General features: G+C 71.0%; 22 protein-coding genes. 14 read left to right on the top strand and 8 right to left on the bottom strand.

Annotation, left to right across the window (positions count from 1 at the left end):
- Positions 1 to 429 precede the first annotated feature (429 nt).
- Positions 430 to 1,680, bottom strand: coding sequence for an MFS transporter (locus tag K2F47_RS27725; protein ID WP_242908432.1), 1,251 nt, complete (start codon positions 1,678 to 1,680; stop codon positions 430 to 432).
- Between the two features lie 311 nt (positions 1,681 to 1,991).
- On the opposite strand from K2F47_RS27725, the gene K2F47_RS27730 reads away from it, so the two are divergent.
- Complete coding sequence (locus tag K2F47_RS27730; protein ID WP_242908434.1) at positions 1,992 to 2,441, top strand: MarR family winged helix-turn-helix transcriptional regulator; 450 nt, start codon at positions 1,992 to 1,994, stop codon at positions 2,439 to 2,441.
- A gap of 433 nt (positions 2,442 to 2,874) precedes the next feature.
- Here the strand turns inward: K2F47_RS27730 and K2F47_RS27735 are convergent, their stop codons facing one another.
- Positions 2,875 to 3,825 carry an NADP-dependent oxidoreductase gene (locus K2F47_RS27735; RefSeq protein WP_242908436.1) on the bottom strand — a complete coding sequence of 317 codons (951 nt, stop codon included), beginning with the start codon at positions 3,823 to 3,825 and terminating at the stop codon, positions 2,875 to 2,877.
- A gap of 115 nt (positions 3,826 to 3,940) precedes the next feature.
- On the opposite strand from K2F47_RS27735, the gene K2F47_RS27740 reads away from it, so the two are divergent.
- The 5 genes from K2F47_RS27740 (at position 3,941) to K2F47_RS27760 (ending at position 7,352) form a co-directional block, all read left to right on the top strand.
- A complete protein-coding gene (locus K2F47_RS27740; protein WP_242908438.1) occupies positions 3,941 to 4,396 on the top strand; it encodes a winged helix-turn-helix transcriptional regulator in 456 nt (151 codons plus the stop codon).
- A gap of 82 nt (positions 4,397 to 4,478) precedes the next feature.
- On the top strand, positions 4,479 to 4,637 hold the full coding sequence (gene sp36 / locus K2F47_RS27745) for a Sp36 family protein (protein WP_021591512.1): 159 nt from the start codon (positions 4,479 to 4,481) through the stop codon (positions 4,635 to 4,637).
- A gap of 199 nt (positions 4,638 to 4,836) precedes the next feature.
- Positions 4,837 to 5,298, top strand: a complete 462-nt coding sequence (locus K2F47_RS27750; protein WP_242908440.1) for a RidA family protein — start codon at positions 4,837 to 4,839, stop codon at positions 5,296 to 5,298.
- 90 nt (positions 5,299 to 5,388) lie between these two features.
- On the top strand, positions 5,389 to 6,276 hold the full coding sequence (locus K2F47_RS27755) for an NUDIX hydrolase (RefSeq protein ID WP_242908442.1): 888 nt from the start codon (positions 5,389 to 5,391) through the stop codon (positions 6,274 to 6,276).
- Between the two features lie 281 nt (positions 6,277 to 6,557).
- The gene (locus K2F47_RS27760; RefSeq protein WP_242908444.1) at positions 6,558 to 7,352 is read left to right on the top strand and encodes an MBL fold metallo-hydrolase; all 795 of its coding nucleotides are present in this window, start codon (positions 6,558 to 6,560) and stop codon (positions 7,350 to 7,352) included.
- Between the two features lie 110 nt (positions 7,353 to 7,462).
- Here K2F47_RS27760 and K2F47_RS27765 read toward each other — a convergent pair whose 3' ends face one another.
- Complete coding sequence (locus K2F47_RS27765) at positions 7,463 to 8,149, bottom strand: Crp/Fnr family transcriptional regulator (protein WP_067450375.1); 687 nt, start codon at positions 8,147 to 8,149, stop codon at positions 7,463 to 7,465.
- 112 nt (positions 8,150 to 8,261) lie between these two features.
- On the opposite strand from K2F47_RS27765, the gene nth reads away from it, so the two are divergent.
- The 3 genes from nth to K2F47_RS27780 all read left to right on the top strand — a co-directional run bounded on the left by nth (position 8,262) and on the right by K2F47_RS27780 (position 11,323).
- Positions 8,262 to 9,017, top strand: coding sequence for an endonuclease III (nth, locus tag K2F47_RS27770; RefSeq protein ID WP_242908446.1), 756 nt, complete (start codon positions 8,262 to 8,264; stop codon positions 9,015 to 9,017).
- Between the two features lie 232 nt (positions 9,018 to 9,249).
- Entirely contained in the window at positions 9,250 to 9,909 is a 660-nt protein-coding gene (locus K2F47_RS27775; protein ID WP_242908448.1) for an NUDIX hydrolase, read from the top strand.
- A gap of 217 nt (positions 9,910 to 10,126) precedes the next feature.
- Positions 10,127 to 11,323 carry a MarP family serine protease gene (locus K2F47_RS27780; RefSeq protein ID WP_242908450.1) on the top strand — a complete coding sequence of 399 codons (1,197 nt, stop codon included), beginning with the start codon at positions 10,127 to 10,129 and terminating at the stop codon, positions 11,321 to 11,323.
- A 289-nt stretch (positions 11,324 to 11,612) separates the two neighbouring features.
- Here the strand turns inward: K2F47_RS27780 and K2F47_RS27785 are convergent, their stop codons facing one another.
- From K2F47_RS27785 to acs, 5 genes are all read right to left on the bottom strand, one after another.
- On the bottom strand, positions 11,613 to 12,179 hold the full coding sequence (locus K2F47_RS27785) for a DUF309 domain-containing protein (protein WP_242908452.1): 567 nt from the start codon (positions 12,177 to 12,179) through the stop codon (positions 11,613 to 11,615).
- 29 nt (positions 12,180 to 12,208) lie between these two features.
- Positions 12,209 to 13,132: an alpha/beta fold hydrolase gene (locus K2F47_RS27790; RefSeq protein WP_242908454.1), complete on the bottom strand. Its 924-nt coding sequence runs from the start codon at positions 13,130 to 13,132 to the stop codon at positions 12,209 to 12,211.
- An 8-nt stretch (positions 13,133 to 13,140) separates the two neighbouring features.
- Positions 13,141 to 13,575, bottom strand: coding sequence for a phage holin family protein (locus K2F47_RS27795; RefSeq protein WP_242908456.1), 435 nt, complete (start codon positions 13,573 to 13,575; stop codon positions 13,141 to 13,143).
- Between the two features lie 91 nt (positions 13,576 to 13,666).
- Positions 13,667 to 14,905 (bottom strand): Na+/H+ antiporter NhaA, encoded by a 1,239-nt coding sequence (nhaA, locus tag K2F47_RS27800; RefSeq protein ID WP_242908458.1) that lies wholly within the window; start codon positions 14,903 to 14,905, stop codon positions 13,667 to 13,669.
- A 571-nt stretch (positions 14,906 to 15,476) separates the two neighbouring features.
- Positions 15,477 to 17,441, bottom strand: a complete 1,965-nt coding sequence (acs, locus tag K2F47_RS27805; protein ID WP_242908460.1) for an acetate--CoA ligase — start codon at positions 17,439 to 17,441, stop codon at positions 15,477 to 15,479.
- A 484-nt stretch (positions 17,442 to 17,925) separates the two neighbouring features.
- Here acs and K2F47_RS27810 point away from each other — a divergent pair, with 484 nt between their 5' ends.
- The 5 genes from K2F47_RS27810 to K2F47_RS27830 all read left to right on the top strand — a co-directional run bounded on the left by K2F47_RS27810 (position 17,926) and on the right by K2F47_RS27830 (position 23,880).
- Positions 17,926 to 18,696 (top strand): Fic family protein, encoded by a 771-nt coding sequence (locus K2F47_RS27810; protein WP_242908462.1) that lies wholly within the window; start codon positions 17,926 to 17,928, stop codon positions 18,694 to 18,696.
- 48 nt (positions 18,697 to 18,744) lie between these two features.
- Positions 18,745 to 19,362 (top strand): pentapeptide repeat-containing protein, encoded by a 618-nt coding sequence (locus K2F47_RS27815; protein WP_242908464.1) that lies wholly within the window; start codon positions 18,745 to 18,747, stop codon positions 19,360 to 19,362.
- 874 nt (positions 19,363 to 20,236) lie between these two features.
- Positions 20,237 to 21,316, top strand: coding sequence for a septum site-determining protein Ssd (gene ssd / locus K2F47_RS27820; protein WP_242908466.1), 1,080 nt, complete (start codon positions 20,237 to 20,239; stop codon positions 21,314 to 21,316).
- A 648-nt stretch (positions 21,317 to 21,964) separates the two neighbouring features.
- Complete coding sequence (locus K2F47_RS27825) at positions 21,965 to 23,125, top strand: TadA family conjugal transfer-associated ATPase (RefSeq protein ID WP_242908468.1); 1,161 nt, start codon at positions 21,965 to 21,967, stop codon at positions 23,123 to 23,125.
- Positions 23,122 to 23,880 carry a type II secretion system F family protein gene (locus K2F47_RS27830; protein ID WP_242908470.1) on the top strand — a complete coding sequence of 253 codons (759 nt, stop codon included), beginning with the start codon at positions 23,122 to 23,124 and terminating at the stop codon, positions 23,878 to 23,880. Before K2F47_RS27825 ends, K2F47_RS27830 begins: the two co-directional genes overlap by 4 nt.
- The last annotated feature ends 182 nt before the right edge of the window (positions 23,881 to 24,062 follow it).

Consider the following 24,062-nt stretch of genomic DNA (forward strand, 5'->3'; position numbering starts at 1 on the left):
CGTGCGCCGATGGTGGCTGATCGACCTTGTCAGGCGGTGGCGGGTGGGGGTGGCTCCCGTGCGGGGGGCTGGGGGCGGGTTGGTTTGGGACGTGGTGGCGCTGTCAGGTTGGTTTGGCTTCGGGCCGCTGAGGTGTTGGGAGGGGGCTGCTGGCTAAGGCGGGCCGGGTGAGGACGCCTTGGGAAGGGTGGGAGTGGGTTTGCGGCCCTTTTGGCACGTCGTGGCCGGGTTTTGTGTTGTTGGACGTCGGCGAGTTCGACGGTCCGGATGTCTTCGCTCGGTCGGATCGGGTCTGGGGCTGGGCTTGGCGGAGGGGCGGGAGCTACGGGGCGTGTTCGGTTTCCGCGCCTTGTGGATGGCGGGATGTCTTGTTGCGTGAGCGGGCAATGGGGTCGTTCGCGGGTTGCTGTGGGTGTGCAGAGGGGCCGATCAAGGGGTTGGTGCCGGGTGGGGTGTGGTCGGGGTTTGGGTGATGGGCGGGGTTGGGGCGGTCGGCATTCGGAGGTTGCGGACGCCGGGGACGGCGATCGTCCCCAGGCAGCTCACGGCCACCAGGGACGCGGCGATCATGAGGGGCGTGGACGGTCCCCAGGCCGACGCCGCCCACGGGGCCAGGGCGTATGCGACGGGTGCGCCGGCGAGTGAGAGCAGCCAGTCGTAGGAGGTCACGCGGGCCAAGGCCTGTTGCGGGACGGTCAGTTGGACGACGGTCTCCCACAGCGGGTTGAGGACGCCCAGTCCGATCAGGGCCAGGCCGTATGTGCCGATGACGAGGGGCGCCGGCGCGGTGATGGCCAGCAAGGCGAGGGGGATCGCGAACAAGGCGAGGCCCACGTTGGCGACGAGCACGGGGCGGCGCGGGCGGATCCGGGCGGCCAGGAGTGCGCCCATGACCAGGCCGATCGCACCGACCTGGACGGTGGCGATCCACACCCCCTCGCCGCCGAGCCGGTCAATCGCGAGTGCGGGGCCGAGGGTGAGCAGGACGGCGGATGCACCGTTCCAGACCGCGTGCGCGATCAGGCTCTTCCAGTACCAGTCGCGCGAGCGGACCTCTGACCAGCCCTCGGCCAGGTCCAGGCGGAGCGAGCGGCGCGGAAGTGGCACGTGCCGGACGCGGGTCGCCGCGAGCAGGGCGCCGCTGAGAGCGAACGAGGCGGAGTCGAGAACGAACGTCCAGCCAGGGCCGATGGTCAGCACGAACGTCCCGGCCAGGGCGGGGCCGATCAGGCGGGTGGCGCCGTTCGTCGCGCCCAGTAGCGAGTTGGCCCTGTGCAGACCGGCGGGGTCAACGGTGCCAGCGACCAGTGGCGAGATGGTGGGAGTCTGGAACGCCGATGCCGTCCCCCCGATCACCTGTGCGACGGCGAGATGCCACAGCTCGACCTGCCCGCTGAGCAGCTCGAGCCCGGCGAAGAGCTGGGCGGCGCATCCGACCAGGTCGGTGACGAGGGCGACGGTGCGGGCGTTGAACCGGTCCGCGATGACGCCGCCGATCGGGAGCAGGAGCAGGCGTGGCACCATCGCGCAGCCCAGGACGAGCGCGAGCGCGGACGTGGAGCCCGTCGTCCGCAGGACGGCCAGCGCGAGCGCCGCGGGCACCGCCGCGTCCCCCGTCATGGACAGGGCGCGCGCGGCGAAGAGCAGGCGGAAGTCGCGGCCGTGGAGTGGATCAGCCATGGCCGACAATGTAGTTCGCCAAAGAATTATTCGTCAACGAACTATTCGGTGTCGAGGGTTCGTGCAGGGGTCGCGGGGCCTACGATCCGTGCATGGACCACAGAGGGGACTCGCACCGGCAAGCCGGGAAGGACGGCCTGCGACCCGTCGACACCGGGACCGGGCCGTCCTGTGGCGTCCCCGCCTCCCATGCCGGTGCGTCGGCTGGTGATCTCTCGTCCGCGGACGAATCCGGGGGCGGCTCGCCGTCGCCGACCGGCCCGGGTGGGGATGTCGTCCGGGATCGGACGGATGCCCATGTGGAGCGGTGGATGCCGATCATGCTCGACCTCGATCCGGACATCGAGGGCGCCGTCACGCGCATGGTGTTCTTCGTCGAGCACCTCAAGCGCGTCCGCGAGCGGTCCCTGAGCGAGTACGGGCTCCAGCGGCACGAGTACGACACGCTGCACGGGCTCGCCGGACGGCACGGGCGGGCCACGCCCTCGGAACTCGCCGCCGACCTCGACATGGCGCCCAACTCGATCACCGGACGGCTGGACGCGCTGGAACGCCGCGGCTTCGTCCGCCGGACGCCGTCCGCCACCGACCGCCGTCGCGTGGTCGTGGAGCTGACCGAGGAGGGGCGGGCCGCCTGGCGTGGCGCGATCGGCGGCGTCGGGCATGAGGAGGAACGCACGCTCAGCGCGTTGGACGCGGACGAACGCCGCACCCTTTCCGACCTGCTGCGCCGCATCATGATCCGCGCCGAGCACGGCTGAGCGCAGCGGCGAGCCGTCCTGAGGTGGCGGACGCGTCGGGTCTGGGCTGAGGGCGCGGGGCCGGGGGCGGTCGAACCCTGCTCAGCAGGGCTCGGGGAGGGCGAGCATCGGACAGGCCGCGCCAGAGCGGCCGGGGTCGAGCCTGGGCGAGCGGGGGTCGGCCAGGCAGGCAGGGCGATGGGTCGGGCCTGGGTCAGCCGGCGGCTCAGGCCCGGAGGAACGGACGAGATGGACAGGACGGACAGAGCCGACGTGTCGGGCCGGGGTGAGTGGACGGGGGCGGACATGGCTGACGGGGCGCACGGTGGGCGCGGCAGGCGCAGCGGACCGGACGCGGTAGACGAGGCGGACCGGGGCAGCCAGGACGCATGCGGCGAACAGGGCGAACGCAGCAGACGCGGTGGGAGGGGCGGACCGGGGCGAACAGGTGCTTTTAGGGGATCAGGACTAGGCGGCCGCGCAAGGGGGTGCCCGACTCCAGTCGGATGTGGGCCTCGACCGCTTCCGCCAGGGGGAGCGTGGCGGCGACGCGGGGGGTGAGGCGGCCCGCGTCCACGAGGGCGGTGAGGTGCGCGAGTTGGGCGGCGTCCGCGCGGATCCACACGTTGTGGACGCGGATGCCGCGCAAGGGCACCGGGACGGCCGGTCCGCCGTTCACGGCGACGAACGCCCCGCCGCGCCGGACGGCGTCCAGCGCGGCGGCCGCCAGGAGCGCCGCGTCCACCACCCCGTCGACGCCTCCGGGTACCAGTGCGCGGACGGCGTCGCCGAGGTGTGCGCCGCGCGGGACGAACAGCTCGGCGCCCAGGCCGCGCACCAGGGTCTCGTCCTCCGCCGACGCGGTGGCCACCACGCGCAGTCCGCGGTCGGCGGCGAGTTCGACCGTGTAGCCGCCGACCGCGCCCGCCGCGCCGGTGACCAGCAGCGTGCTCCCGGACGGAAGGTCCAGCAGGTCAAGGGCTTGGAGTGCGGTGAGGCCGTTCAGCGGGAGCGTCGCCGCGTGGACGTCGTCGATCGTGCGCGGTGCGGGGCCCACGGCGGCGACGTCCAAGATCACGGCGTCGGCGTAGGTGCCGAGGGGCGCGTCGAGGCGATCTTGGAGTCCGATGACCCGGTCGCCCGGCGTGAAGCGGGTGACGCCGGCGCCGACCGCGTCCACGACTCCGGCGACGTCCCAGCCGATGCCCACGGGACGGTCGGCGCCGAATCCGGCCATCAGCCCGGCGTCCGCGAGGGCGCCCGAGCGGGTCGCCACGTCCACCGGATTGACTCCGGCGGCCGCCACCCGGACCCGCACCTGACCTGGCCCGGGGAGGGGTTCTTCCACGTCCGTGTCCGTCAGGGTCTCGGGGCCGCCGGGCGCGGTCACGGTGAAGGCGCGCATGCCTGTACTCCTCTGTGAGCGGGGATCTCCGTGCGGCCCACTCTCACCGGAACATCACCGCACGGGAAGGAGTTACTTGCGAGTGCGTTCAGCACCCGGAGGTGAGTCCCAGGCCATGACCACGATGACGGCGGCGCGGCGTCGGCAGGAGGCGAAGGCGGCGTTCGACGCCTACATGGACGAATGTCCGACGTACCGGCTGCGGGGCATCATCGGCAACAAATGGACCTCGATGATCCTGCTGCGGCTGGAGGACGGGCCGCACAGGTACGCCGACCTGGGCCGCGCCCTGCCCGGTGTGAGCGCGAAGATGCTCACGCACACACTTCGCTCACTCGAACGGGACGGTTTTGTGGCGCGCAGCGTGACACCGACCGTGCCGGTCCAGGTGGAGTACACGCTGACGGTCCTGGGCGAACGGTTGATTCCGCTGCTCGACGCGGTCCGGCAATGGGCGGACCGCCACATGGGCGAGGTGGACGAGGCGCGGGCGCATTACGACGCGGCGCACGCGGATAACGGCACGGCACCCGCGGATAACGGCGCGGCGGGCGCGGAGACGGACGCGTAACACCTCCTCCGGACTTCTGGACCCGCTTCCAGACGGCGGGTTCGAGGCGGTCGGGGACAGGCCGATCGCTAGGGTGATGGCCATGAAGAAATGGGAGTACGCGACCGTTCCGCTGCTGGTTCACGCGACCAAGCAGATCCTCGACAACTGGGGTCAGGACGGGTGGGAACTCGTCACCGTCCTGCCGGGTCCGAACCCGGAGAACCTTGTGGCGTACTTCAAGCGCGAAGTCCAGTCCTGACGCCGACCGCGCGGAGTGCATATTCGCTGAGCCGACGCGTCTCGCGATTGTCGTGCATCGAGCGTGGCCGCCCGTTCGAGCAGTGGCCGCCGTCCGAGCGGAGGCCGTCCGTTCGAGCGGTGCCGCGCGGCGCGGGCTGTGCGAAGCTTGATCAGGATGAGGGCCGTCCGGCCCGTCGTCGCCTGGGAGGGGAGTGGCCATGAGTACGCCCGAGGAGCGGATCAGCGAGCTCGGACTGGAGATCCCGGAGGTCGCCGCGCCGCTCGCGTCCTATGTCCCGACGGCCCGGACGGGTTCGCTCGTCTACACGGCCGGGCAGCTCCCGCTGGTCAAGGGCGAGCTGGCCGTCGTCGGCAAGGTGGGCGCCGAGGTGACCGAGGAGCAGGCCGTCGAGCAGGCCCGGATCTGCGCGCTCAACGCCATCGCGGCGCTGCGGGCCGAGGTCGGCGAGCTGTCGAAGATCGCGCGGATCGTCAAGGTCGTCGGCTTCGTCGCCAGCGACCCCGGCTTCCACGGGCAGCCGAAGGTGGTCAACGGGGCGAGCGAGCTGTTCGGGCAGGTGTTCGGGGACGCGGGCAAGCACGCGCGCAGCGCCGTGGGCGTCTCCGTCCTGCCGCGCGACGCGGTGGTCGAGGTCGAGGTCATCGCCGAGGTCCGCTGAGGGCTTGAGTGAGGGCCGGGGTCTGCCGGCCGGACTGTCCGACCCGGCCGGCATGCTTGGGCTTGACGGGACGATGTGCGGTATGTCCGAATGACGGGCCATGAGGATCTTGCCGAACGCGGCCGGTGGGCGTTGAGGGGGCCCAGGCTCCCCCGGGAGCTGTGGCCGAGGGCCGAGGACGTGCTGGCGGGACGGGTCGAGCCGGCCCCGGCGCGGCATTCGGCGACGGTGGCGATCCTTCGTGACCACGCCGACCACGGTCTTCAGGTGTTCCTGCTGCGGCGCGTCCGATCGATGGCGTTCGCGCCGGGCGCCTACGTGTTCCCCGGCGGGGCGGTCGATCCGCGGGACGGGGAGGCGACGCTCGCCTGGTCCGGCCCGTCGCCCGCCGAATGGGGCACGGCGTTCGACGCGGACGAGACGCTCGCCCGCGAACTGGTCTGCGCGGCCGTCCGGGAGACGTTCGAGGAGAGCCTCGTCCTGCTCGCGGGCCCGACCGCCGAGTCGGTGGTGGGCGACACCCGCGGGGACGGCTGGGAGGCCGATCGCCGGGCCCTGCTGGATCGTTCCCAGTCGCTCGGCGGCTTCCTCGATCGGCGCGGCCTCGTCCTGCGGTCGGATCTGCTCCGGCCGTGGGCGCACTGGATCACCCCGGCGGTCGAGCCGAAGCGCTACGACACCCGGTTCTTCGTCGCCGCGATCCCCGCCGGCCAGCGCGCCCGGGACGTCAGCACCGAAGCGGACCAGGTCGCGTGGGTGCGCCCGGCGGAGGCGGCCGAACGCGACCGCACGGGCGAATGGCTGATGCTGCCGCCGACCGTGGCGACTCTGTCGGAGTTGGCCGAGTTCGAGACGGTCGCGGACGTCCTGGCCGCGCCGCGCGAGATCACTCCCTACGAGCCCGCGACGGAGATCGTCAACGGCGAGGCGTACCTCGTCCTCCCCAAGGACATCGAGCGGTATTACGCCGCGCGCTAACGTCGAGCAAGCTGGGACGCGTTGCCTCGAATGCGCCTGCTGGACGGTTCGCCTCGGGCGCGCCTGCTGGGACGTCTCACCTCGGATGCGCCTGCTGGACGTGTCACCTCGCGTGTGTCTGCTGGGATGTGTCGCCTCGGCGTGCCTGCTGCGGCACGCTGGCTCAGCGCGCCTGCTGAAGCGTCGCGTCGTGTGTCTGCTGGATGTGCTGTTTCGCGGCCACTGGCTGCGGCGTGCAAGGGCGGAGGCCGGTCCGGTGGGTTGGGCGAGGCTCGGGCAGTATGGGGTGGATGAGCGAGATCGACGGGATGGGAACGGAACGGGCGACGTGTGTGCTTGCCCCCAATCCGTCCGCGATGACCTTGGACGGGACGAACACCTGGATCATCGCTGAACCCGGCGCCGAAGAGGTCGTGGTCATCGATCCGGGCCCGGAGGAGGAGGGGCACCTGCGCCGCGTCCACGACAAGGCGACGGCCCAGGGACAGCGCGTGGCCCTCGTACTGCTGACTCATGGGCACCATGACCACGCGGAAGGCGCGGCGACGTTCGCCCGGCTCGCCGGTGACGGCGTCAAGGTCCGCGCGCTCGACCCTCAGCATCGCCTCGGTGACGAGGGCCTGGCCGAGGGGGACGTGATCACCACGGGCGGCCTGGAGTTGCGCGTCATGGAGACGCCCGGCCACACCGACGACTCGCTCACGTTCTGGTTGCCCGCCGACGGCGCGATCATGACCGGCGACACGGTTCTCGGGTACGGGACGACCGTCCTGGCGGGCAAGCTCGGGGACTACCTCGGCTCGCTGGACCGGCTGCGCGCGTTCGCCGCCGAGGCCGGGGCCGCCACGATCCTCCCTGGTCACGGGCCGAAGCTGGACGATCCGCTCGCCGTCCTCGACCACTACATCGACCACCGGCGCGCGCGTCTCGCCCAGGTCGAGGCGGCCGTCGCGGCGGGGGCGCGCACCGCCCGCGAGGTCGTCGAACGCGTCTACGCCGACGTCGACAGGTCGCTGTGGCCCGCCGCCGAGTGGTCCGTTGAGTCACAGCTGGAGTATCTGCGAACGCGCGACTGAACCGCGTTCCGAGCCGCCCGTCCTCGGGGGGCGGCAGCGAACAGGAGGGGAAGTCGCACGATCACGGCTCCGATGGCGTGATCGTGCGGGGGGGTGGGACGCGGAGCCCGCTACTTGGAGCGCTTGCGCAGCCGGTCGATGTCCAGGATCACCACGGCCCGCGCCTCGATCCGCAGCCAGTTGCGCTGCGCGAAGTCGGCGAGGGCCTTGTTGACCGTCTCGCGGGAGGCGCCGACCAGCTGCGCCAGCTCCTCCTGCGTGAGGTCGTGGTGGACGTGCAGCCCGGCCTCGGACGGCTGTCCGAAACGCTCGGCCAGGTCGAGCAGCGCCTTGGCGACACGCCCGGGAACGTCGGTGAACACCAGGTCGGCCATCACGTCGTTGGTCTTGCGCAACCGCTGGGCCAGCGCGCGCAGGAGCTGGACGGCCACCTCGGGGTGCCCGGTCAGCCACGGCCGCAGATCGTCGTGGCCGAGCCCGGCGAGCCGGCACTCGGTCACCGCGATCGCGCTGGCGGTGCGGGGACGCGGATCGAACAGCGACAGCTCGCCGAACATCTCGCTCGGGCCGAGCACGCTCAGCAGGTTCTCCCTGCCGTCCGGCGCGGTCCGGGTCAGTTTGATCTTGCCTTCCAGGACGACGTACAGCCGGTCGCCCGTCTCACCCTCGTTGAACAGCGTCTGACCGCGGGCGAGCCGCACCTCGGTCACGTTGGCGCGCAGCGCCTTGGCGCCCTGCTCGTCGAGGGCCTCGAAGAGCGGGGCTCTGCTCAGAACGTCCACGTCGCGGTCGGTCACGCTTCTCCTCCTCGAACACCTACATGCATAGTGTGACCTACGTCCCACGGCGGACGTGAAGGTAGGGTCACGGCGCGCCGAAACGCGGGACCGAACAACTACCCTTGCCCTCGTGCCTCGCAACGGTAGTCCCGCCCCCGCGGCGGCGCCCTCCCGGCCCCGCCGGCCCCGGGAAGAGACGCGCCTCGCGCTCGTCCGCCGCGCCCGGCGGATCAACCGCGAGCTCGCCGTGCTCTACCCCGACGCCCACTGTGAGCTGGACTTCACGAATCCACTTGAGCTGTTGGTCGCCACGATCCTGTCCGCCCAGTGTACGGACCGGCGGGTGAATGCCGTCACACCGGCTCTCTTCGCCCGGTACCGGACCGCCGAGGACTACGCCGCCGCCGACCGGGCGGAACTCGAAGGGCTGATCCAGTCGACGGGGTTCTTCCGGGCGAAGGCGAACAACCTGATGAAGCTCGGGCACGACCTCAGCGAACGCTACGGAGGCGACGTCCCGGGCAAGCTGAAGGACCTGGTCACGCTGCCCGGCGTCGGGCGCAAGACCGCCAACGTCGTGCTCGGCAACGCCTTCGACGTCCCCGGGATCACCGTCGACACCCACTTCGGCCGCCTCGCCCGCCGCTTCGGCTGGACGGAGGAGACCGACCCGGTGAAGGTCGAGAAGGAGATCGGCGAGCTGATCCCCCGCAAGGACTGGACGATGCTGTCGCACCGGCTGATCTGGCACGGCCGCCGGATCTGCCACGCGCGGCGTCCGGCCTGCGGCGCCTGCCCGCTCGCCCGCCTGTGCCCGTCGTTCGGCGAGGGCCCGACCGACGAGGCCACCGCCGCCAAGCTCGTCAAGCCGGGTCCGTTCTCCTGATGCCATCCGCCCTGACGCCGCCTCCCCTGCCACGCGCCCCGAGGCCGCTTCCCCCGCCGTCCGCCCCGATGCCGCCTTCCCCGCCGATGCCAGCGACAGCCGCGCCCAGGCGTGCGCACGCCGCGCCGACGTCCGGTCGTCCTATGCCCCGTGCGGAACGCTGCGACGCTCCCCCAGCCGCCCCAAATGTCTCACCGGGAAGGAACGCCACCGTTCCGTGGTTGGGACAGCCGTGACCGACACCCCACTGACCTGCCCTCCGTGGCTCGACTGCTTCCGCGCGGAGGCGCCGCGCATGCCGGTGCAACCGTTCTTCGAGCCGGCGCCGCGGGCGCGCGCCGCGGCGGTGCTGATCCTTTTCGGGGAGGGTCCGGAGGGGCCGGACGTCCTGCTCACCGAGCGGGCCGCCACCCTCAACAAGCACGCCGGCCAGCCCGCCTTCCCCGGCGGGCGCATCGACCCCGAGGACGACGGGCCGGTCGCGGCGGCGCTGCGGGAGGCGTGGGAAGAGGCGGGGGTCGAGCCGTCCGGCGTGGACATCCTGTGCTCGCTGCCGGAGCTTTATCTGTCGTACAGCGAGCATAGGGTGACGCCTGTCGCGGGATGGTGGCGCGAGCCGTCCGAGATCGCGCCTGGTCACCCTGGGGAGGTGGCGACGGTCACGCGGGTGCCGATCTCCGAGCTGGTCGATCCGGCGAACCGGCTGATGGTCCGGCACCCGTCCGGGATCAAGCTGGGCCCGGCGTTCCGCGTCCGCGGCATGCTCGTGTGGGGGTTCACGGGCGCGCTGCTCAACCAGGTGCTGGCGGTCGGCGGCTGGGACCGTCCCTGGGACGAGGAGCACGTCGAGGAGCTCCCCCCGGCCGTCGCGAACCCGCGCCCACGCCGCTAGCTGGTCCCCCACCTCCACCGCTCCCGCCGCCTGCCGGTCGGCGTTCGAGGTGGTCCCCGGTCGATCGGCTAACGATGATCGAGCAGGTCAGCCGCGAGATACCAGCCTGAGGGCGGACGGTGACCGTTCCGCATCGCCCCGGACGGCTACCCGCGGTACGCCAATCTGGTACAGCGAGGGGACGTGCGGGACACCCGCCGCCCTATACGGTGAAGCGGTGCTGCACGACCACGTTCTCGACCTCATCCTGCTCGTGCTCGTCGTGCTGTTCGGAGTCTCGGGCTACCGGCAGGGCTTCATCGTGAGCCTGTTGAGCTTCGTCGGCTTCGTCGGCGGCGGGGTAGTCGGGGTGCTCGTCGCGCCGCCGATCGCCGAGGCCACCGTGGACGGCGGGGCGCAGCAGGCACTGCTCGCCATAGTGATCGCGTTCCTGGCCGCGACGCTCGGCCAGCTCGTCGCGTCCTCGCTCGGCGCCGTGCTGCGCAACCGGGTCACCGGCATGAACGCGCGGACCGCGGACGCGGTCGGCGGCACCTTCGTCAGTGCGCTTTCGCTGCTGATCGTCGCCTGGTTCTTCGGGAACCTGGCCTTCGAGTCGGAGTTCAAGCCGGTCCGGACCCAGGTCCGAGGCTCCTCGATCATCAACGGCATGAACGGCGTGATGCCGCCGCGGGCGCAGGGCTGGTTCTCCTCGTTCCAGGGATTCGTGCGGAACAGCGAGTTCCCACAGGTCTTCAACGGCCTCGGCGGTGAGTCGGTAGTGCCGGTGCCGCCGCCGGACGACTCGATTCTGAACACCGGCTCGCTGCGCGAGGTCCGGCGCAGCATCGTCAAGATCGTCAGCCGGGCGCCGGAGTGCGAGCGGCGGATCGAGGGCACCGGCTTCGTGTTCGCGCCGAACCACGTCATGACGAACGCGCACGTCGTCGCCGGTGCACGCGGCGCGTCGCTGGTCCAGTCGCTGAACGGCTCCAACGATCGCGGACGGGTCGTCCTGTACAACCCCAAGCGCGACATCGCGATCCTCTACGTGCCCGGCCTGGACGCGCCGCCGCTGAAGTTCGCAGAGTCGGCCAAGGTGCGCGACAACGCCATCATCGCCGGATTCCCGAAGAACCAGCCGTTCCGGACGGGCGCGGCCCGCATCCGCGCGCGGCAGACCGCCAAGGGCCCGGACATCTACCACAGCGGCCAGGTCAAGCGCGAGATCTACGCCATCCGTGGAAAGGTCGAGCCGGGCAACTCCGGCGGCCCCCTGCTCTCCACGGACGGACGCGTCTACGGCGTCATCTTCGCCGCCGCCCTGGACACCCCGGCCACCGGCTACGCGCTCACCGCCGGGGAGGTCTCCCCGGACGCGAGCGCCGGCGCGAACCTCACGTCCGCCGTGTCCACCCAGGACTGCTCGGACTGACCCCGCCCTCGCGGCGCCGCGCATGCCCGCAGAGCCGCGAACAAGCTGCCGCACCTGCCTCACGGGACACGCACCCAACGAGGCGCCAGCGTGCCTAGACGACCACCTCCTAACCGTGCACGAAGACGAGACCATGCCAAAGACGCGGCCGTGCACAGGGGCGCGCCGTTTGCGGAGACGCGGCCCAGCGCGAAGGCGCGGCCCTGGGTCGCGTAGCGAGGGATGAGGCCGTCCGCGCGCCGCCGACCGTTGCCGCGCCCACCCCTCCCGTCGTCAGCGCCCCAAGCCCCTACGGCGCCTTCGTCAGGACGAGGTCCACAGCCGCTCCGCCAGGACGGTCCGCGAGGGCGCGGGTTTGCTGGACGACGCCGTCCACATCTATGCCGTGCGGCGGGTTCGCCTTGTACGGCTCCAGCCTGTCCGCGGCGCGGCTGAGCAGCGCCTGAGCGCCCTTCAGGTTCCCCCTGCGCAGATGGGTGACGCCTACGGCGACCTGGGCGAGGCCCCGCCACAGCTCCCGCTCGTCCTCCGGTGCGGCCTTCCAGACGGCCTCTAGGACCTCGTGCGCATGGAAGGGACGGTCGTCGTCCAGGAGGCGCTGAGCTTCGACGAGCGCCTCCGCGGGCTCCAGGTCGAGGTCGTCGGGCATCGTCGGTATCCCGGTGGCGCCATGGGGCAGTGGGCGCCCGTAAGCGTCACGTGGCCGCGCGTTACGCGGCCTCCCCACCTCGTCCCGGTCTCGCCGCCCCCGCGCCGCCTCGTCGCGGCTTGACGGTATCCGTGCCGCATCGGCGTGGTCCTGGGCGCGCGCCGCCGCCTCGTCCTGGTTCTCGGTGCGCTCCGGCTCGTCCCGCATGACTCCACGGTACGCACGGCGTACGACGGTCAGCGGTCGGGCTCCGGGTCGGCCAGCCAGCCCAGGAGTTGGGAGTCGAACGCGCGGGGCCGTTCCTCATGCGGAAAGTGCCCGGCACCCTCGATGAGCTTCCACCTGTAGGGAGCCGTGACGTAGCGTCCCGACCCCTGGGCGCTGCCGGGGAGGGTGTAGGTGTCCAGGGCCCCGTGCAGTTGGAGGGTGGGCGCCTGGACGGGAGTGCGCATGCGGTGCGCGTACCGGATGCCGTCCGGACGCGGTTGGGAGCGGATCAGCCAACGGTGGTATTCGAGCGCGCAGTGCGCCGTCCCCGGGATCTGCACGGCGCGCCGGACGAGCCGCTCGGTGCGCTCGTCCGGCCAGCCGGGACCCGACCAGTCGTGCAGGAGGTGCCCTACCAGGGCCGCGTCGTCCCGGAGGAGGCGCCGCTCGGGCCACATGGGGACCTGGAAGCCGAACGTGTGCCGCGCCGCCCACCCCTGCCCGCGCGGGTCTCCCCGGATGGCCTGCCGCAGGCGCAGCGGATGCGGGGCGCTCACCACCGCCAGCCGCTGGACGACCTTCGGGTGGTAGACGGCCATCGTCCAGGCCAGCAGCCCGCCCCAGTCGTGTCCGACCACGACCGCGCTGGCCTCGCCCAGGGCGCGGACGAGCCCGGCCGCGTCCCCGGCCAGGGTGACAAGGTCATAACCGCGCGGTGGTTTGTCGCTGCCCCCGTAGCCGCGCAGGTCCGCCGCGGCCGCGCGAAAGCCCGCCGTGGCGAGCGAGACCAGCTGGTTGTGCCATGACCACCAGAACTCCGGGAAGCCGTGCAGCAGCAGCACGAGCGGCCCCTCGCCCGCCTCGACGACGTGGAACCGCGTCCCGCCGGCGCTGACCGCCCGGTGGGTCCACGGTCCGTCCACCTCGACGAGCGACGTGTCGTGCCCTGCCATGGCCTGGCTCAGTCCTTGATCGCGGGGGTGTCGCCGGGATCGCCGCGGTGCCGCAGCATGGTCAGGTCGTCCTTCAGCGTCTGGCGCGTCCGCTTCGCCCCGTCGATCTTGCGGATGCGCAGATAGCCGATACCGATCAGTATGGCGGCCAGCAGCAGGTACACGCCCGAGACGATCAGGAACGCCGCCCAGTGCCAGATGCCGACCGCGACCAGGCCGTAGGCCGCCGCGATCGACAGCAGAATGACGATCAGCCCCCCGATCAGCGCGGCGATGCTGAACATCACGCCACCGAGCGCGGCCTTCTTGGCGTCGGCCTTCAGCTCCAGCTTGGCCAGGTCCATCTCCGCCCTGACCAGGTTGGAGATGTTGCTGGACGCCAGCGCGACCAGCTCGCCGAGGGACTTGTCCTCGACGCGCTCGCCCGGCAGTGCCTCGGACATATCGCTGTTCTCCTTTCAGAGCCCCCCGGCTTTCCCGGCTCGCCCAAGCCTGTCAGCCGGACGGCTCGTCCGGCCACCCGATGTCACCACGTCACTCCAGGCGGGCGCGCTGGCGCACCCTCCTGCGAAAGACGACGGTGGCGGCCGCCGAGGCGAGCATGCTCGCGATCAGGACCGCAGTCGTCACTCTCTCGAATTGTGACGGGTCGGTATAGGCCAAACCGCCGATCAGCAGGGAAACGGTGAAACCCACCCCGGCGAGCAACGCGACCCCCGCGATCTCACGCCAGTGCAGCTCCTCTCCGAGCGTCGCCAAGCCGAACCGCACGGCCGCCCACGCTCCCCCGAGGACGCCGACGAACTTACCGATCACCAGACCCGCGATCACCCCGAGGGCCACACGATCGGTGAACACCGCCCCCAGGGAGGACGCGCTGAGCGTCACTCCCGCGGACAGGAAGGCGAACAGGGGGACGCATACGCCTGCGGAAAACGGTCGCAGGGCGTGGTCCGCACGCTCCGCGTTCGTGGGCCGCTCGTCAGGTGTCTCCCTGGGGCTGGTCAACATTCCCAGAGCGACACCGGCCACCGTGGCGTGGACCCCACTCCGCTGGACGCAGTACCAGGCGGCCAGCGCCAACGGCACGTACACCCATGGAGAACGGACGTCCTTGGACTGCAACACTCCATACGCGGCTATCAGCAACACCGCGAGCGCTAGGGGAATCCACTCCAGGGAGTCGGTGTAGAAGAGCGCGATGATGGTGATGGCGATCAGGTCGTCCACCACGGCGAGCGTGAGCAGGAACGCGCGCAGGGGCGCCGGGCATGACGAGAACGTCACCGCGAGCACTGCGAGCGCGAATGCGATGTCGGTGGCGGTCGGCACCGCCCAGCCCTTCATGGCGTCCGGCTCCCCCGCGCTGACCGCGAGGAAGATCACCGCCGGCGCCACCACCCCGGCGGTCGCCGCGATCACCGGGAGCGCCGCGTCCCGCGCGTGCCGCAGCTCGCCGTGCGTCAGCTCCTCGCGCAGCTCAAGCCCGGCGATGAAGAAGAACACCGCCAACAGTGCGCTGGACGCCCAGTGCTGCACGTCCATGTGCCCTATGTGCAGCCATCCGGGGCTGAACTCGTACTGCTGGAGATCGGCGTAGGACTCGCCCCACGGGGTGTTCGCCCATACAAGCGCGGCCACCGCCGCGAAGAGCATGATGACGCCGCCGACCGTCTCCATCCGCAGCGCCTTCGCGACTTGCCTGCTGTACCGGACGGTGGGCCGGAACGGCCAGATCGTGGCGACACGGCTCGGCCCGGACTGGCGCGGCATGGAAGAACCCCCGAGAAGACGACGAACGGCCTGATCGGAGCCGATCCCCGTCCAAGACGGGAACGACCCCTGCCGACCAGACTTCCCGGCGCTCCTCTGCGCACCTTACCCACAACGTTCAAGCTCACGCGCCGCACGCGCCTCCACAGACACCGGCGTCGCGTCCATGCCGCTGCGGCCGCACGCGCATACGCGTACGCCCCGCGCCCGCGTTTGCAGCGGTGAAGCCCGCCCCGCTGGCAGGCCGGTCGAGGTCGCCGGGATGCGTTGCGGGGCTGGAGTGAGGACGTCCAAAACCTGACGGCCGACGCGTCGGGATGGGCGCTGAGCGTTCGCACGCGGGCCGATTCCGCTCGTTGCCGTGCACGTGGGAGCGTGCATGCGAAGGCCCGCGAGCAGGACGGGATGTACGTGCCGTCCTGGACGCGGGCCATCGTACGCAACGCCACTCAGCACGCGCGGCCGTTCAGCAGGCAGACCGTCATGCAAGGCCGTTCGGCAGGAAACAGCCGTCAGACGACGCGAGGCGACGCAATGCGACGCGGGGCGGGCGTTCGTGTGGGGGTGCGGGTCAGTCCTCCGACTTGGAGCTGGGGAGTTTCTCGGAGATCAGGTCCATGACGGTGCTGTCGGCCAGCGTGGAGACGTCCCCGATGCTGCGGTTCTCGGCGACGTCGCGCAGCAGCCGACGCATGATCTTGCCGGAGCGGGTCTTGGGCAGCTCCGGGACGATCATGATCTGGCGGGGCTTGGCGATCGGGCCGAGCGTCTTGGAGACGTGGTCGCGCAGCTCCTTGAGGAAGTCCGCGCCCTCGACGTCGCCGGCGCTGCCGCGCGGGATGACGAACGCGACGATGGCCTGCCCCGTCACCGGGTCGGTCGCGCCGACGACGGCCGACTCGGCGACCTTCGGGTGCGAGACCAGCGCAGACTCCACCTCCGTCGTGGAGATGTTGTGGCCGGACACCAGCATCACGTCGTCGACCCGGCCGAGCAGCCACAGGTCGCCGTCCTCGTCCTTCTTGGCGCCGTCACCGGCGAAGTACAGGCCCTCGAAACGCGACCAGTACGTCTTGACGTAGCGCTCGTCGTCTCCCCAGATGGTGCGGAGCATGGACGGCCACGGCTCCTTGACCACCAGGAACCCGCCGCCGCCGTTCGGGACGGGCTCGCCTTGGTCGTCCACCACGTCCGCCACGATGCCCGGCAGCGGACGCATCGCCGCGCCCGGCTTGCCCGCCGTGACGCCCGGCAGCGGACTGATCATGATGCCGCCGGTCTCGGTCTGCCACCAGGTGTCCACGACGGGGGTCTTGCCCGCGCCGATGTGCTCCCGGTACCAGACGTACGCCTCCGGGTTGATCGGCTCGCCCACACTTCCCAGCACGCGCAGGGACGACAGGTCGAACTTCGCGGGGATGTCGTCGCCCCACTTCATGAACGTACGGATCGCCGTGGGCGCCGTGTAGAAGATGGAGACCTTGTACTTCTGGATGATCTCCCACCAGCGGCCCTGGTGCGGCGTGTTGGGCGTGCCCTCGTACATGACGCTGGTGGCGCCGTTGGCGAGCGGCCCGTACACGATGTAGGAGTGCCCGGTCACCCAGCCGATGTCGGCCGAACACCAGTAGACGTCGGTTTCCGGCTTCAGGTCGAACACCGCGTGGTGCGTGTATGCGATCTGGGTCAGGTATCCGCCCGTGGTGTGCAGGATTCCCTTGGGCTTACCCGTCGTACCGGACGTGTAGAGGATGTACAGGGGGTGCTCGGAGTCCATCGGCTCGGCGGTGTGCTCGTCGCTCTGCCGGTCGACCACGTCGTCCCACCAGATGTCGCGCTCGTTCTGCGTGACCTCCTGGCCGGTCCGGCGCACGACGATGACGTTCCCCACGGACGGGGTCTGCTCGACGGCCTCGTCCACGGTCGGCTTGAGCGCGGACGCCTGGCCGCGCCGGTATCCGCCGTCCGCCGTAATGACGAGCTTGGCCTGCGCGTCGTCGATGCGGGTGCGCAGCGCGTCCGCCGAGAAACCGCCGAACACCACCGAGTGCGTGGCGCCGATGCGCGCGCACGCGAGCATCGAGATCGGCAGCTCGGGGATCATCGGCAGGTAGATCGCGACCCGGTCGCCCTTGGCGACGCCGAGCTCCAGCAGCGCGTTCGCGGTCTTGTTGACCTCGCGTTGCAGGTCGGCGTAGGTGAGCGTACGGCTGTCGCCGGGCTCGCCCTCCCAGTGGAAGGCCACCTTCGCGCCCTTCCCGGCCTCCACGTGCCGGTCCACGCAGTTGTAGGCGACGTTCAGCTCGCCGCCCACGAACCACTTGGCGAACGGCGGGTTGCTCCAGTCCAGGACGTCGTCCCAGCGCTTGGTCCATGTCAGCCGTTCCGCCTGCCCGGCCCAGAAGCCCAGGCGATTCTCGGCCGCCTCGTCATACGCCTCGGCCTTGACGTTCGCCGACTCGGCGAGCTCGGCCGGGGGTGCGAAGCGCCGCGTCTCCTGAAGGAGGTTCGACAGTGTCTCTTGGCTCTGGCTCAACGCATACTCCTCGCTAGCTGAAACGACGGTCGCCCGGTGTGCCCACTTCACCAGGGAAGGTCCCGCCCACACAAGGCCGCTTCCCACGTATTGAGCACCAATTCCCACGTATTGAGCACCTAAGGCGCCTGGCGCGCCTACCGCCGGACGGGTTCCCTGTGACGCCCGACACAGCGGCCGTGCCCACGCGCGCGAAACGGGGAACCGCGCTGTTCAGCGTACGACGGCGACCAACTAGGGTCGGGCCGTGACCGATGCCTCCGCAGCTTCCGGCCGTGACAAGGCCGCCGCCTCCGGACGCGAAGCGCCTACGGCTTCCGAACGCGACGCGTCTGCGCCTTCCGAACGTGGCGTGCCCGGGACCTCCGCACAGAGCTCACCCGGGCCCTCCGAACGTCGCACGCCTGGGGCCGTCGCGCATGGGGTGCCCGGGGCCTCCGCACGTGGCGTTCCCGCGGCCTCGGCGCGCGATGCCTTCGCGGACGTGGCGAACCTGCCCGGCGTGGCCGAGGCCGTGGCCGAAGCGCGCTCGGCGGTAGACCGCCTGCTTGGCCATCGCGTGCTGCGGCGCCGCAGCGCGGAGGTCTCCACGGAGTCCGCGCTACGTGGAGCCAGGGCGTCGGCCGTCCTAGAAGGTGTTTCGGTCGCCCTGGACGAGCTCCGCACCGGTGAGCACCCGTCCGACCCCGTCGTGCAGGGAGCGCTGCGGGTATCGGCGGAGCTCGGCCCCCTGACGGAGACATGGAGGCAGGCGCCACGGCAGGTTCTCGCGCGGCTGCACGTCCTCGCCGCAGCGGATGTGGTGGAGAACGCCGATCTCGGACGTCCGCGCATAGACGATCGACCTGTTCAAGACGTACTCGGCCTTGGCGAGCCCCCGGCCCCGTCCGAGGTGGCGGCACGCCTGGATGTGCTCAGCGGGCTACTCACCCAGCCCACCAACGCCCCCGCGCTCGTGGTCGCGGCCATCGTGCACGGCGAGATTCTGACGCTGCGTCCGTTCGGCTGGGGGGACGGCGTCGTCGCCCGCGCCGCGCAACGTCTCACCCTCGTCGCCCGTGGTCTCGACCCGAAATCGCTGACCGCGCCTGAGGTCGGCCACGCGGAACTCGCCGACGACTACGCCAGGGCCATCCGTGCATACGCGTCGGGCACGTCCGAGGGCGTCGTCACATGGATCGCCCACTGCGCCGCCGCCACGTCCGCCGCAGCGCGCGACTCGCAGGCGATATGCGAGGCATACCAGCGAGGCTGACGCGACCCCTGGGGCGAGCTTGTCAGTGGGGGACGTCATGGTGGTCCCATGGCCGATCGCAAGCACGGACGTCCTGCCGCGCCCACGGAAACGACCGTCTCGTCCGCCGACTGGGACTCCCGCGACCTGACGGGCGAACAGCACGAACGCGTCCTGTTCGTGGACGTGGACATGACCGAGGCCAGCGGTGTGGGGGCGGCCTTCACCGACTGCACGTTCCGCGGCGTGCGGTTCAACGCGTCCACCCACACCGACTCGGCGTTCGTGAACTGCACGTTCGTCCGATGCCGCTTCTTCGACACGACGTTCAGCGGCTGCAAGCTGGTCGGCAGCATGTTCGACGACTGCACCTACGACCTGCTCAAGGTGCAGGGCGGCGACTGGTCGTTCACCGGCCTCCCGGGGGCCGACCTGCGACGCGCGTCCTTCACGGACGTCCGCATGCGCGAGGCCGACCTCACCGGCGCGCGCTGCGAGGGCGCCACGATCCGGGGCGTCGACCTGTCGGGCTCGTGGCTGCACAAGGCCGACCTGTCCCGCTGCGACCTGCGCGGAAGCGACCTGTCCGCCGTCGACCCGCGGACCGTCGAACTCGGGCGGGCGGTGATCGATCTCTACCAGGCGGTCGTGATCGCGACGACGCTGGGCCTGGACGTGCGCGACTGAACGTCCTCGCACAGCGAGCGGCGCCCCTCTACGAGACGCCGCCGCCAGTCACGTCATACCGGGTTACCAAGCGTGCACCTCATGTTCGTCGGATCGGGTCAAGCCCGTCTCGACGCGCCTCCCGCGGCTGGTCGCGCGTGGGTGCCCGGCTGCCGTGCTCGGACACATGGTCCGTAGCACTTGTCTACGCCTCGTTTGCCCAGATGACAACCCCCTATTCGCAAAGCGGGCGTGCCATTGGGAACGCGGCCCGCGATGGCCTCGCCGCGGCCCGCACCAGTGAACTGGGATGTAACTAATCATTTCGGACTATCTGCGGCTTCAGGAATCGATCACACGCTGTGATCGATTCCTTTCGCGTGCCGATCAGCGAAAGATCTTTAGTTCTCCTGTACGCTCCCACTCCCGTCCCGTTGCGGAACACGGGGTGGAGACGGCGCAGGCCGGCGCCGTTTCGGCCCCTGACGGAGGCGGATCGTCCAACCCGGATGAGAAAAACCGTTAGATCCGGCTCCAGTTTGCGACTCGACGGAACTCTCGACGATCGGGCAGCATATGTTGTATCCACCTAGACTGGAGACGGCGAGTTTGCCTCTCCTAAAGATCGAGCTTGCGCGCAGAACCCGATCTTCCTGAGACTTTCTTGGAAAGACGGGCCGGCTCTACCCCCCCGGAGCCGGACCGTTACGGCGGCCCCCGCTATCCCCCCCGGCGGGGGTCGCCAGGACATGGAACGCGGCCGGGCGGTGGCGATGCCACCGCCCGGCCGCCGCCTTGTGGGGCCGGGCGAGGTTATCCACAGTTGGCGGAACCTCTTCCGCGGGCCTCGGGGCGGGTCGCAAGGTGGAGTCCTCCGGATGACGAGGGGGACCCGATGGACCTTGCCGCGCTGATCGTCACGAGCGACCCCGTGATCGCCGACGCCCTGCTCCGGCTCGCGGCCGCCGCCGACACCCGCGCCGAGATCGCCCACGGCGCCGACGAGGCCCGAGCCGCCTGGGCCTGGCCACCGCTCATCCTGGTGGGCGCCGACTCAGCGGCGGAACTCGCGTCCGCCGCACTCCCGCGCCGTCAGGGGATCGTGCTGGTCACGAGTTCGGACGCCACGTCCGAGACGTACCGCATGGCCGTCGAGGTCGGCGCCCAGGACGTCGTCCTCCTGCCCGACCACGAAGACTGGCTGATCAACGCCTTCGCCACCGCCGGCGAGCCGGACGGCGCCCTGGCGTCCACCGTCTGCGTCGTCGGCTCCCGGGGCGGCGCCGGAGCCAGCGTCCTCGCCGCCGCCCTCGGCCTGACCGCCGCCAACTCGGGCCTGCGCACACTGCTCGTGGACGCCGACCCGTTCGGCGGCGGCATCGACCTCCTGCTCGGCCTGGAGGAGCAGGAGGGAGCCCGCTGGCCCGACCTCGCCGACCGCCGAGGCCGCCTCAACGCCGCCGTGCTCCGCGACGCGTTGCCCAACACCGGCGAGCTGTCCGTCCTGTCCTGGCGCCGCGGCGACCCCGTCCCGATCCACCAGGACGCGGCGAACGCGGTCCTCGACGCCGCCGCCCGTGGCTTCGACCTGATCGTCGTGGACGTCCCCCGCTACCCCGGCGACGTCGGACGCATGGCCCTGCGCACCGCCGACATCACCTACCTCCTCGTCCCCGCCGAGGTCCGCGCCACCGTCGCCGCCGACGGCCTCTCCACCGCCCTCAGCCGCGACACCGCCGACGTCCGCCTCATCGTCCAGGGCCCGGCCCCCGGCGGCCTCACACCCGAGATGATCGCCAGGGCGCTCGACCTCCCGCCCGCCGGAACCTTCGACCGCGACCGCCGCCTCCCCACCGCCCTGGACGAAGGCCACCTACCCCGAGCCTGCCGCCGCGGCCCCCTGGCCGACTTCTGCGACCGCCTCCTGACCGACCTCTCCCTGACCCCCCACACCCACCACGCAGAAGCCGCCTGACCCGCAAGCACTAGCCCCCGACCCAGGGCACCGAAACGTCAACCAGACGCCCCCAACCCGAAGGAGCGACCTCCACGAAGACCTGCGAGCTTGCCCCAGAGCTACACGTGCCCCGCCCCAGAGCCCAGGGTGATCCCCTATGCCAGAGAGGCACCCACATCACGCCGAGCCGGCGAGCCAGACCGCGCACCCCCAGTCGCCCCGGCCCGGGTGAGGCGTATCGCCCGACGCCACAGCCGAAATGGAGTGCGCAAGAGCCCGACAGGCAGACCGAACGACGTGCAGGTGCCCCGGACAGCACGAGGCGCACCGCCCGAGCCGACGAAGAACGGAAGGCGCAAAAACCCACAACAGAACCGACAGCGCACAGACGCCGTGGCCCGGGCAAGGCGTACCACGCGACAAGCCGAGCCCAGGGAGGAGACGGAAGGCGCGAGAACCGGCAGACAGGCCATGCGCCTCGCAGGCCGCCAGGCCGGGGCGAGAGGTACTGCTTCCGTCAAGGGTCGGGTGGAGCCCGATCGCGTAGAGGCCGCCAGGCCGGGGCGAGAGGTACTGCGCGACAGCCCAGTGGTGGGGAGCGGACATGGAACTGAGAACGACCTGGACGAGGACGTCCAGGGCACCGAGATCGTGTGGAGGGGCGGCATGAGCAAGTTGTCCGAGGCTGTGCGCGACAGGCTCGCCGACTCCGGCGGTGAGGCCACGGCCGGACGGGTCGCGGCGGCGCTGCGGGCCGAGGAACGGCTGCTGGGCGATCGCGAGATCCTGACGCTCGCCGACGAGTTACGCGCCGACTTCGTGGGAGCCGGTCCCTTGGAACCGTTGCTGCGTTCTCCGGAGGTCACCGACGTTTTGGTGAACGGCCCGCAGGAGGTGTGGGTCGACGCGGGCTCCGGCCTGGTCCGCACACCCCTGCGCTTCCAGGACGAGGCCACCGTCCGCCGCCTCGCACAGCGTCTCACCGCCGCGGCCGGACGACGGCTCGACGACGCCTCCCCCTACGCGGACGCACGGCTGCCAGGCGGAATCCGGCTGCACGCCGTCCTGCCGCCGATCGCCCCGAGCGGCACCTGCCTCTCGCTGCGCCTCCCGCGCCGCCGAGCCTTCACCCTGGACGAGCTGGTCGAGAAGGGAACAGTCCCTCCGGACGGGGCGGCGCTCCTGGCCGCACTGATCGAGACCCGTGCCGCGTTCCTGGTCAGCGGGGGCACCGGCACGGGGAAGACAACCCTGCTCAGCAGCCTACTGAGCTTGGCCGACCCCATCGAGCGGCTCGTCCTGGTGGAGGACTCCGCGGAACTGAGACCCGACCATCCGCACGTGGTTCGGCTCGAAGCCCGTCCGCCGAACGTCGAGGGCGCAGGAGGAGTAACGCTGAACGACCTCGTCCGCCAAGCGCTGCGCATGCGTCCCGACCGCCTGGTCGTAGGCGAGGTCAGAGGACCTGAAGTAGTGGTTCTCCTGCAAGCGTTGAACACCGGACATGAGGGTGGTTGCGGCACCCTCCACGCGAACACGGCAGCGGACGTTCCGGCCCGTCTCGAAGCGCTGGCCTGCGCGGCCGGTCTCAGCCGCGAAGCCGTGCACAGCCAGCTCGCCGCCGCGCTGGACATCGTCGTCCACCTCGTCCGCGAGCCGGGCGGTGGTCGCCGCCGAGTCGCCGAGATCCATCTTCTGTCCAGGGGGACCGACGGCCTGGTCAGCGCCGTCCCCGCAGTGGCGTTCACTGCCGACGGCGAAATGATCGCGGACACCGGCGCCCCAGACCTCACAAACCGCCTGCGCCGCCCCCGGAGACCTGCATGATCAACGCGACACAGCTGGCGATGCTCTTCTCCTCGGCCGCCGTGTGGATGCTGCTGACCCCCTCCCAGGCGACCGAGCGTCTTGACCGCCTGCTCACCCCCGCGCAGCCGCGCGCCGAGAACGCCCTCATATCCAAGCTCAAGGAGTACAAGGAACGCAGGAGTCTCCCCTGCCGGTGGCGGACCGCCGTCATCGAACTTTGCGACGGCATGGCCGCAGAGCTCGCCGCTGGACGCACCCCGCACGAGGCGTTCAGAGCCTCCGCCACCACCTTGGACCCGCACGTCTCCAAGACCCTCCTCAACCCTCCGCGCCCACCCCCGACCGGTCGAGAAGAGTTGCCCGATCACCTGGAGCGTTTAGCCGAAGAACCGGGAGCGGAGGGCCTGCGCCTCCTCGCGGCGTGCTGGCGCATCGGCTCCGAGCGCGGCGGCACGCTCGCCACCGTCCTGGACGGCCTGGCCGCCGCGCTTCGCGATGAGGAAGCGCAGCGTCAGGACGTGGCCGTCCAGCTGGCAGGCCCGCGTGCCACCGCACGCCTCCTGGCGGCGCTGCCCTTGCTCGGAGTCGCCATGGCCGCCGCCCTGGGCGCCCACCCGGTCTCGTTCCTGTGCGGCTCGCTCCCCGGCCTCGCATGCCTCGCCGCCGGCGTGGGCCTCAACGCGACAGGCCTGTGGTGGACGCGACGCCTGGCCGGAGCAGCCGAGTCTCCAGGCCGAGCCCGTCGAACCTCACGCAGACTGGCGAATCGATGACAGTCCTCGTGACCGTTCTCTGTGCGGCCGGGGCCGGATTTTTCTGGCCCAAGGGCACGAGCGCCGCCACCCGACGACTCGCGGGCCAACTGTCCCGCGCCTCACCGAGGCACGCAGCACCCAAGAAGCGAGCCGCTCAGGGGCAGTGCTGCGATCCCGGCACCCCACGACGAACCATGTGC

Origin of the sequence: Actinomadura terrae (assembly GCF_022751215.1) — a bacterium.
GTDB lineage: Bacteria > Actinomycetota > Actinomycetes > Streptosporangiales > Streptosporangiaceae > Spirillospora > Spirillospora terrae.

Bases quoted from the DNA above. Each gene is read 5' to 3' on its own strand.
- K2F47_RS27725 (WP_242908432.1), bottom strand. From the start codon at position 1,680: ATGGCTGATCCACTCCACGGCCGCGACTTCCGCCTGCTCTTCGCCGCG.
- K2F47_RS27730 (WP_242908434.1), top strand. From the start codon at position 1,992: ATGCCGATCATGCTCGACCTCGATCCGGACATCGAGGGCGCCGTCACG.
- K2F47_RS27735 (WP_242908436.1), bottom strand. From the start codon at position 3,825: ATGCGCGCCTTCACCGTGACCGCGCCCGGCGGCCCCGAGACCCTGACG.
- K2F47_RS27740 (WP_242908438.1), top strand. From the start codon at position 3,941: ATGACCACGATGACGGCGGCGCGGCGTCGGCAGGAGGCGAAGGCGGCG.
- sp36 (WP_021591512.1), top strand. From the start codon at position 4,479: ATGAAGAAATGGGAGTACGCGACCGTTCCGCTGCTGGTTCACGCGACC.
- K2F47_RS27750 (WP_242908440.1), top strand. From the start codon at position 4,837: ATGAGTACGCCCGAGGAGCGGATCAGCGAGCTCGGACTGGAGATCCCG.
- K2F47_RS27755 (WP_242908442.1), top strand. From the start codon at position 5,389: ATGACGGGCCATGAGGATCTTGCCGAACGCGGCCGGTGGGCGTTGAGG.
- K2F47_RS27760 (WP_242908444.1), top strand. From the start codon at position 6,558: ATGGGGTGGATGAGCGAGATCGACGGGATGGGAACGGAACGGGCGACG.
- K2F47_RS27785 (WP_242908452.1), bottom strand. From the start codon at position 12,179: ATGCGGGACGAGCCGGAGCGCACCGAGAACCAGGACGAGGCGGCGGCG.
- K2F47_RS27790 (WP_242908454.1), bottom strand. From the start codon at position 13,132: ATGGCAGGGCACGACACGTCGCTCGTCGAGGTGGACGGACCGTGGACC.
- K2F47_RS27795 (WP_242908456.1), bottom strand. From the start codon at position 13,575: ATGTCCGAGGCACTGCCGGGCGAGCGCGTCGAGGACAAGTCCCTCGGC.
- nhaA (WP_242908458.1), bottom strand. From the start codon at position 14,905: ATGCCGCGCCAGTCCGGGCCGAGCCGTGTCGCCACGATCTGGCCGTTC.
- K2F47_RS27815 (WP_242908464.1), top strand. From the start codon at position 18,745: ATGGCCGATCGCAAGCACGGACGTCCTGCCGCGCCCACGGAAACGACC.
- ssd (WP_242908466.1), top strand. From the start codon at position 20,237: ATGGACCTTGCCGCGCTGATCGTCACGAGCGACCCCGTGATCGCCGAC.
- K2F47_RS27825 (WP_242908468.1), top strand. From the start codon at position 21,965: ATGAGCAAGTTGTCCGAGGCTGTGCGCGACAGGCTCGCCGACTCCGGC.
- K2F47_RS27830 (WP_242908470.1), top strand. From the start codon at position 23,122: ATGATCAACGCGACACAGCTGGCGATGCTCTTCTCCTCGGCCGCCGTG.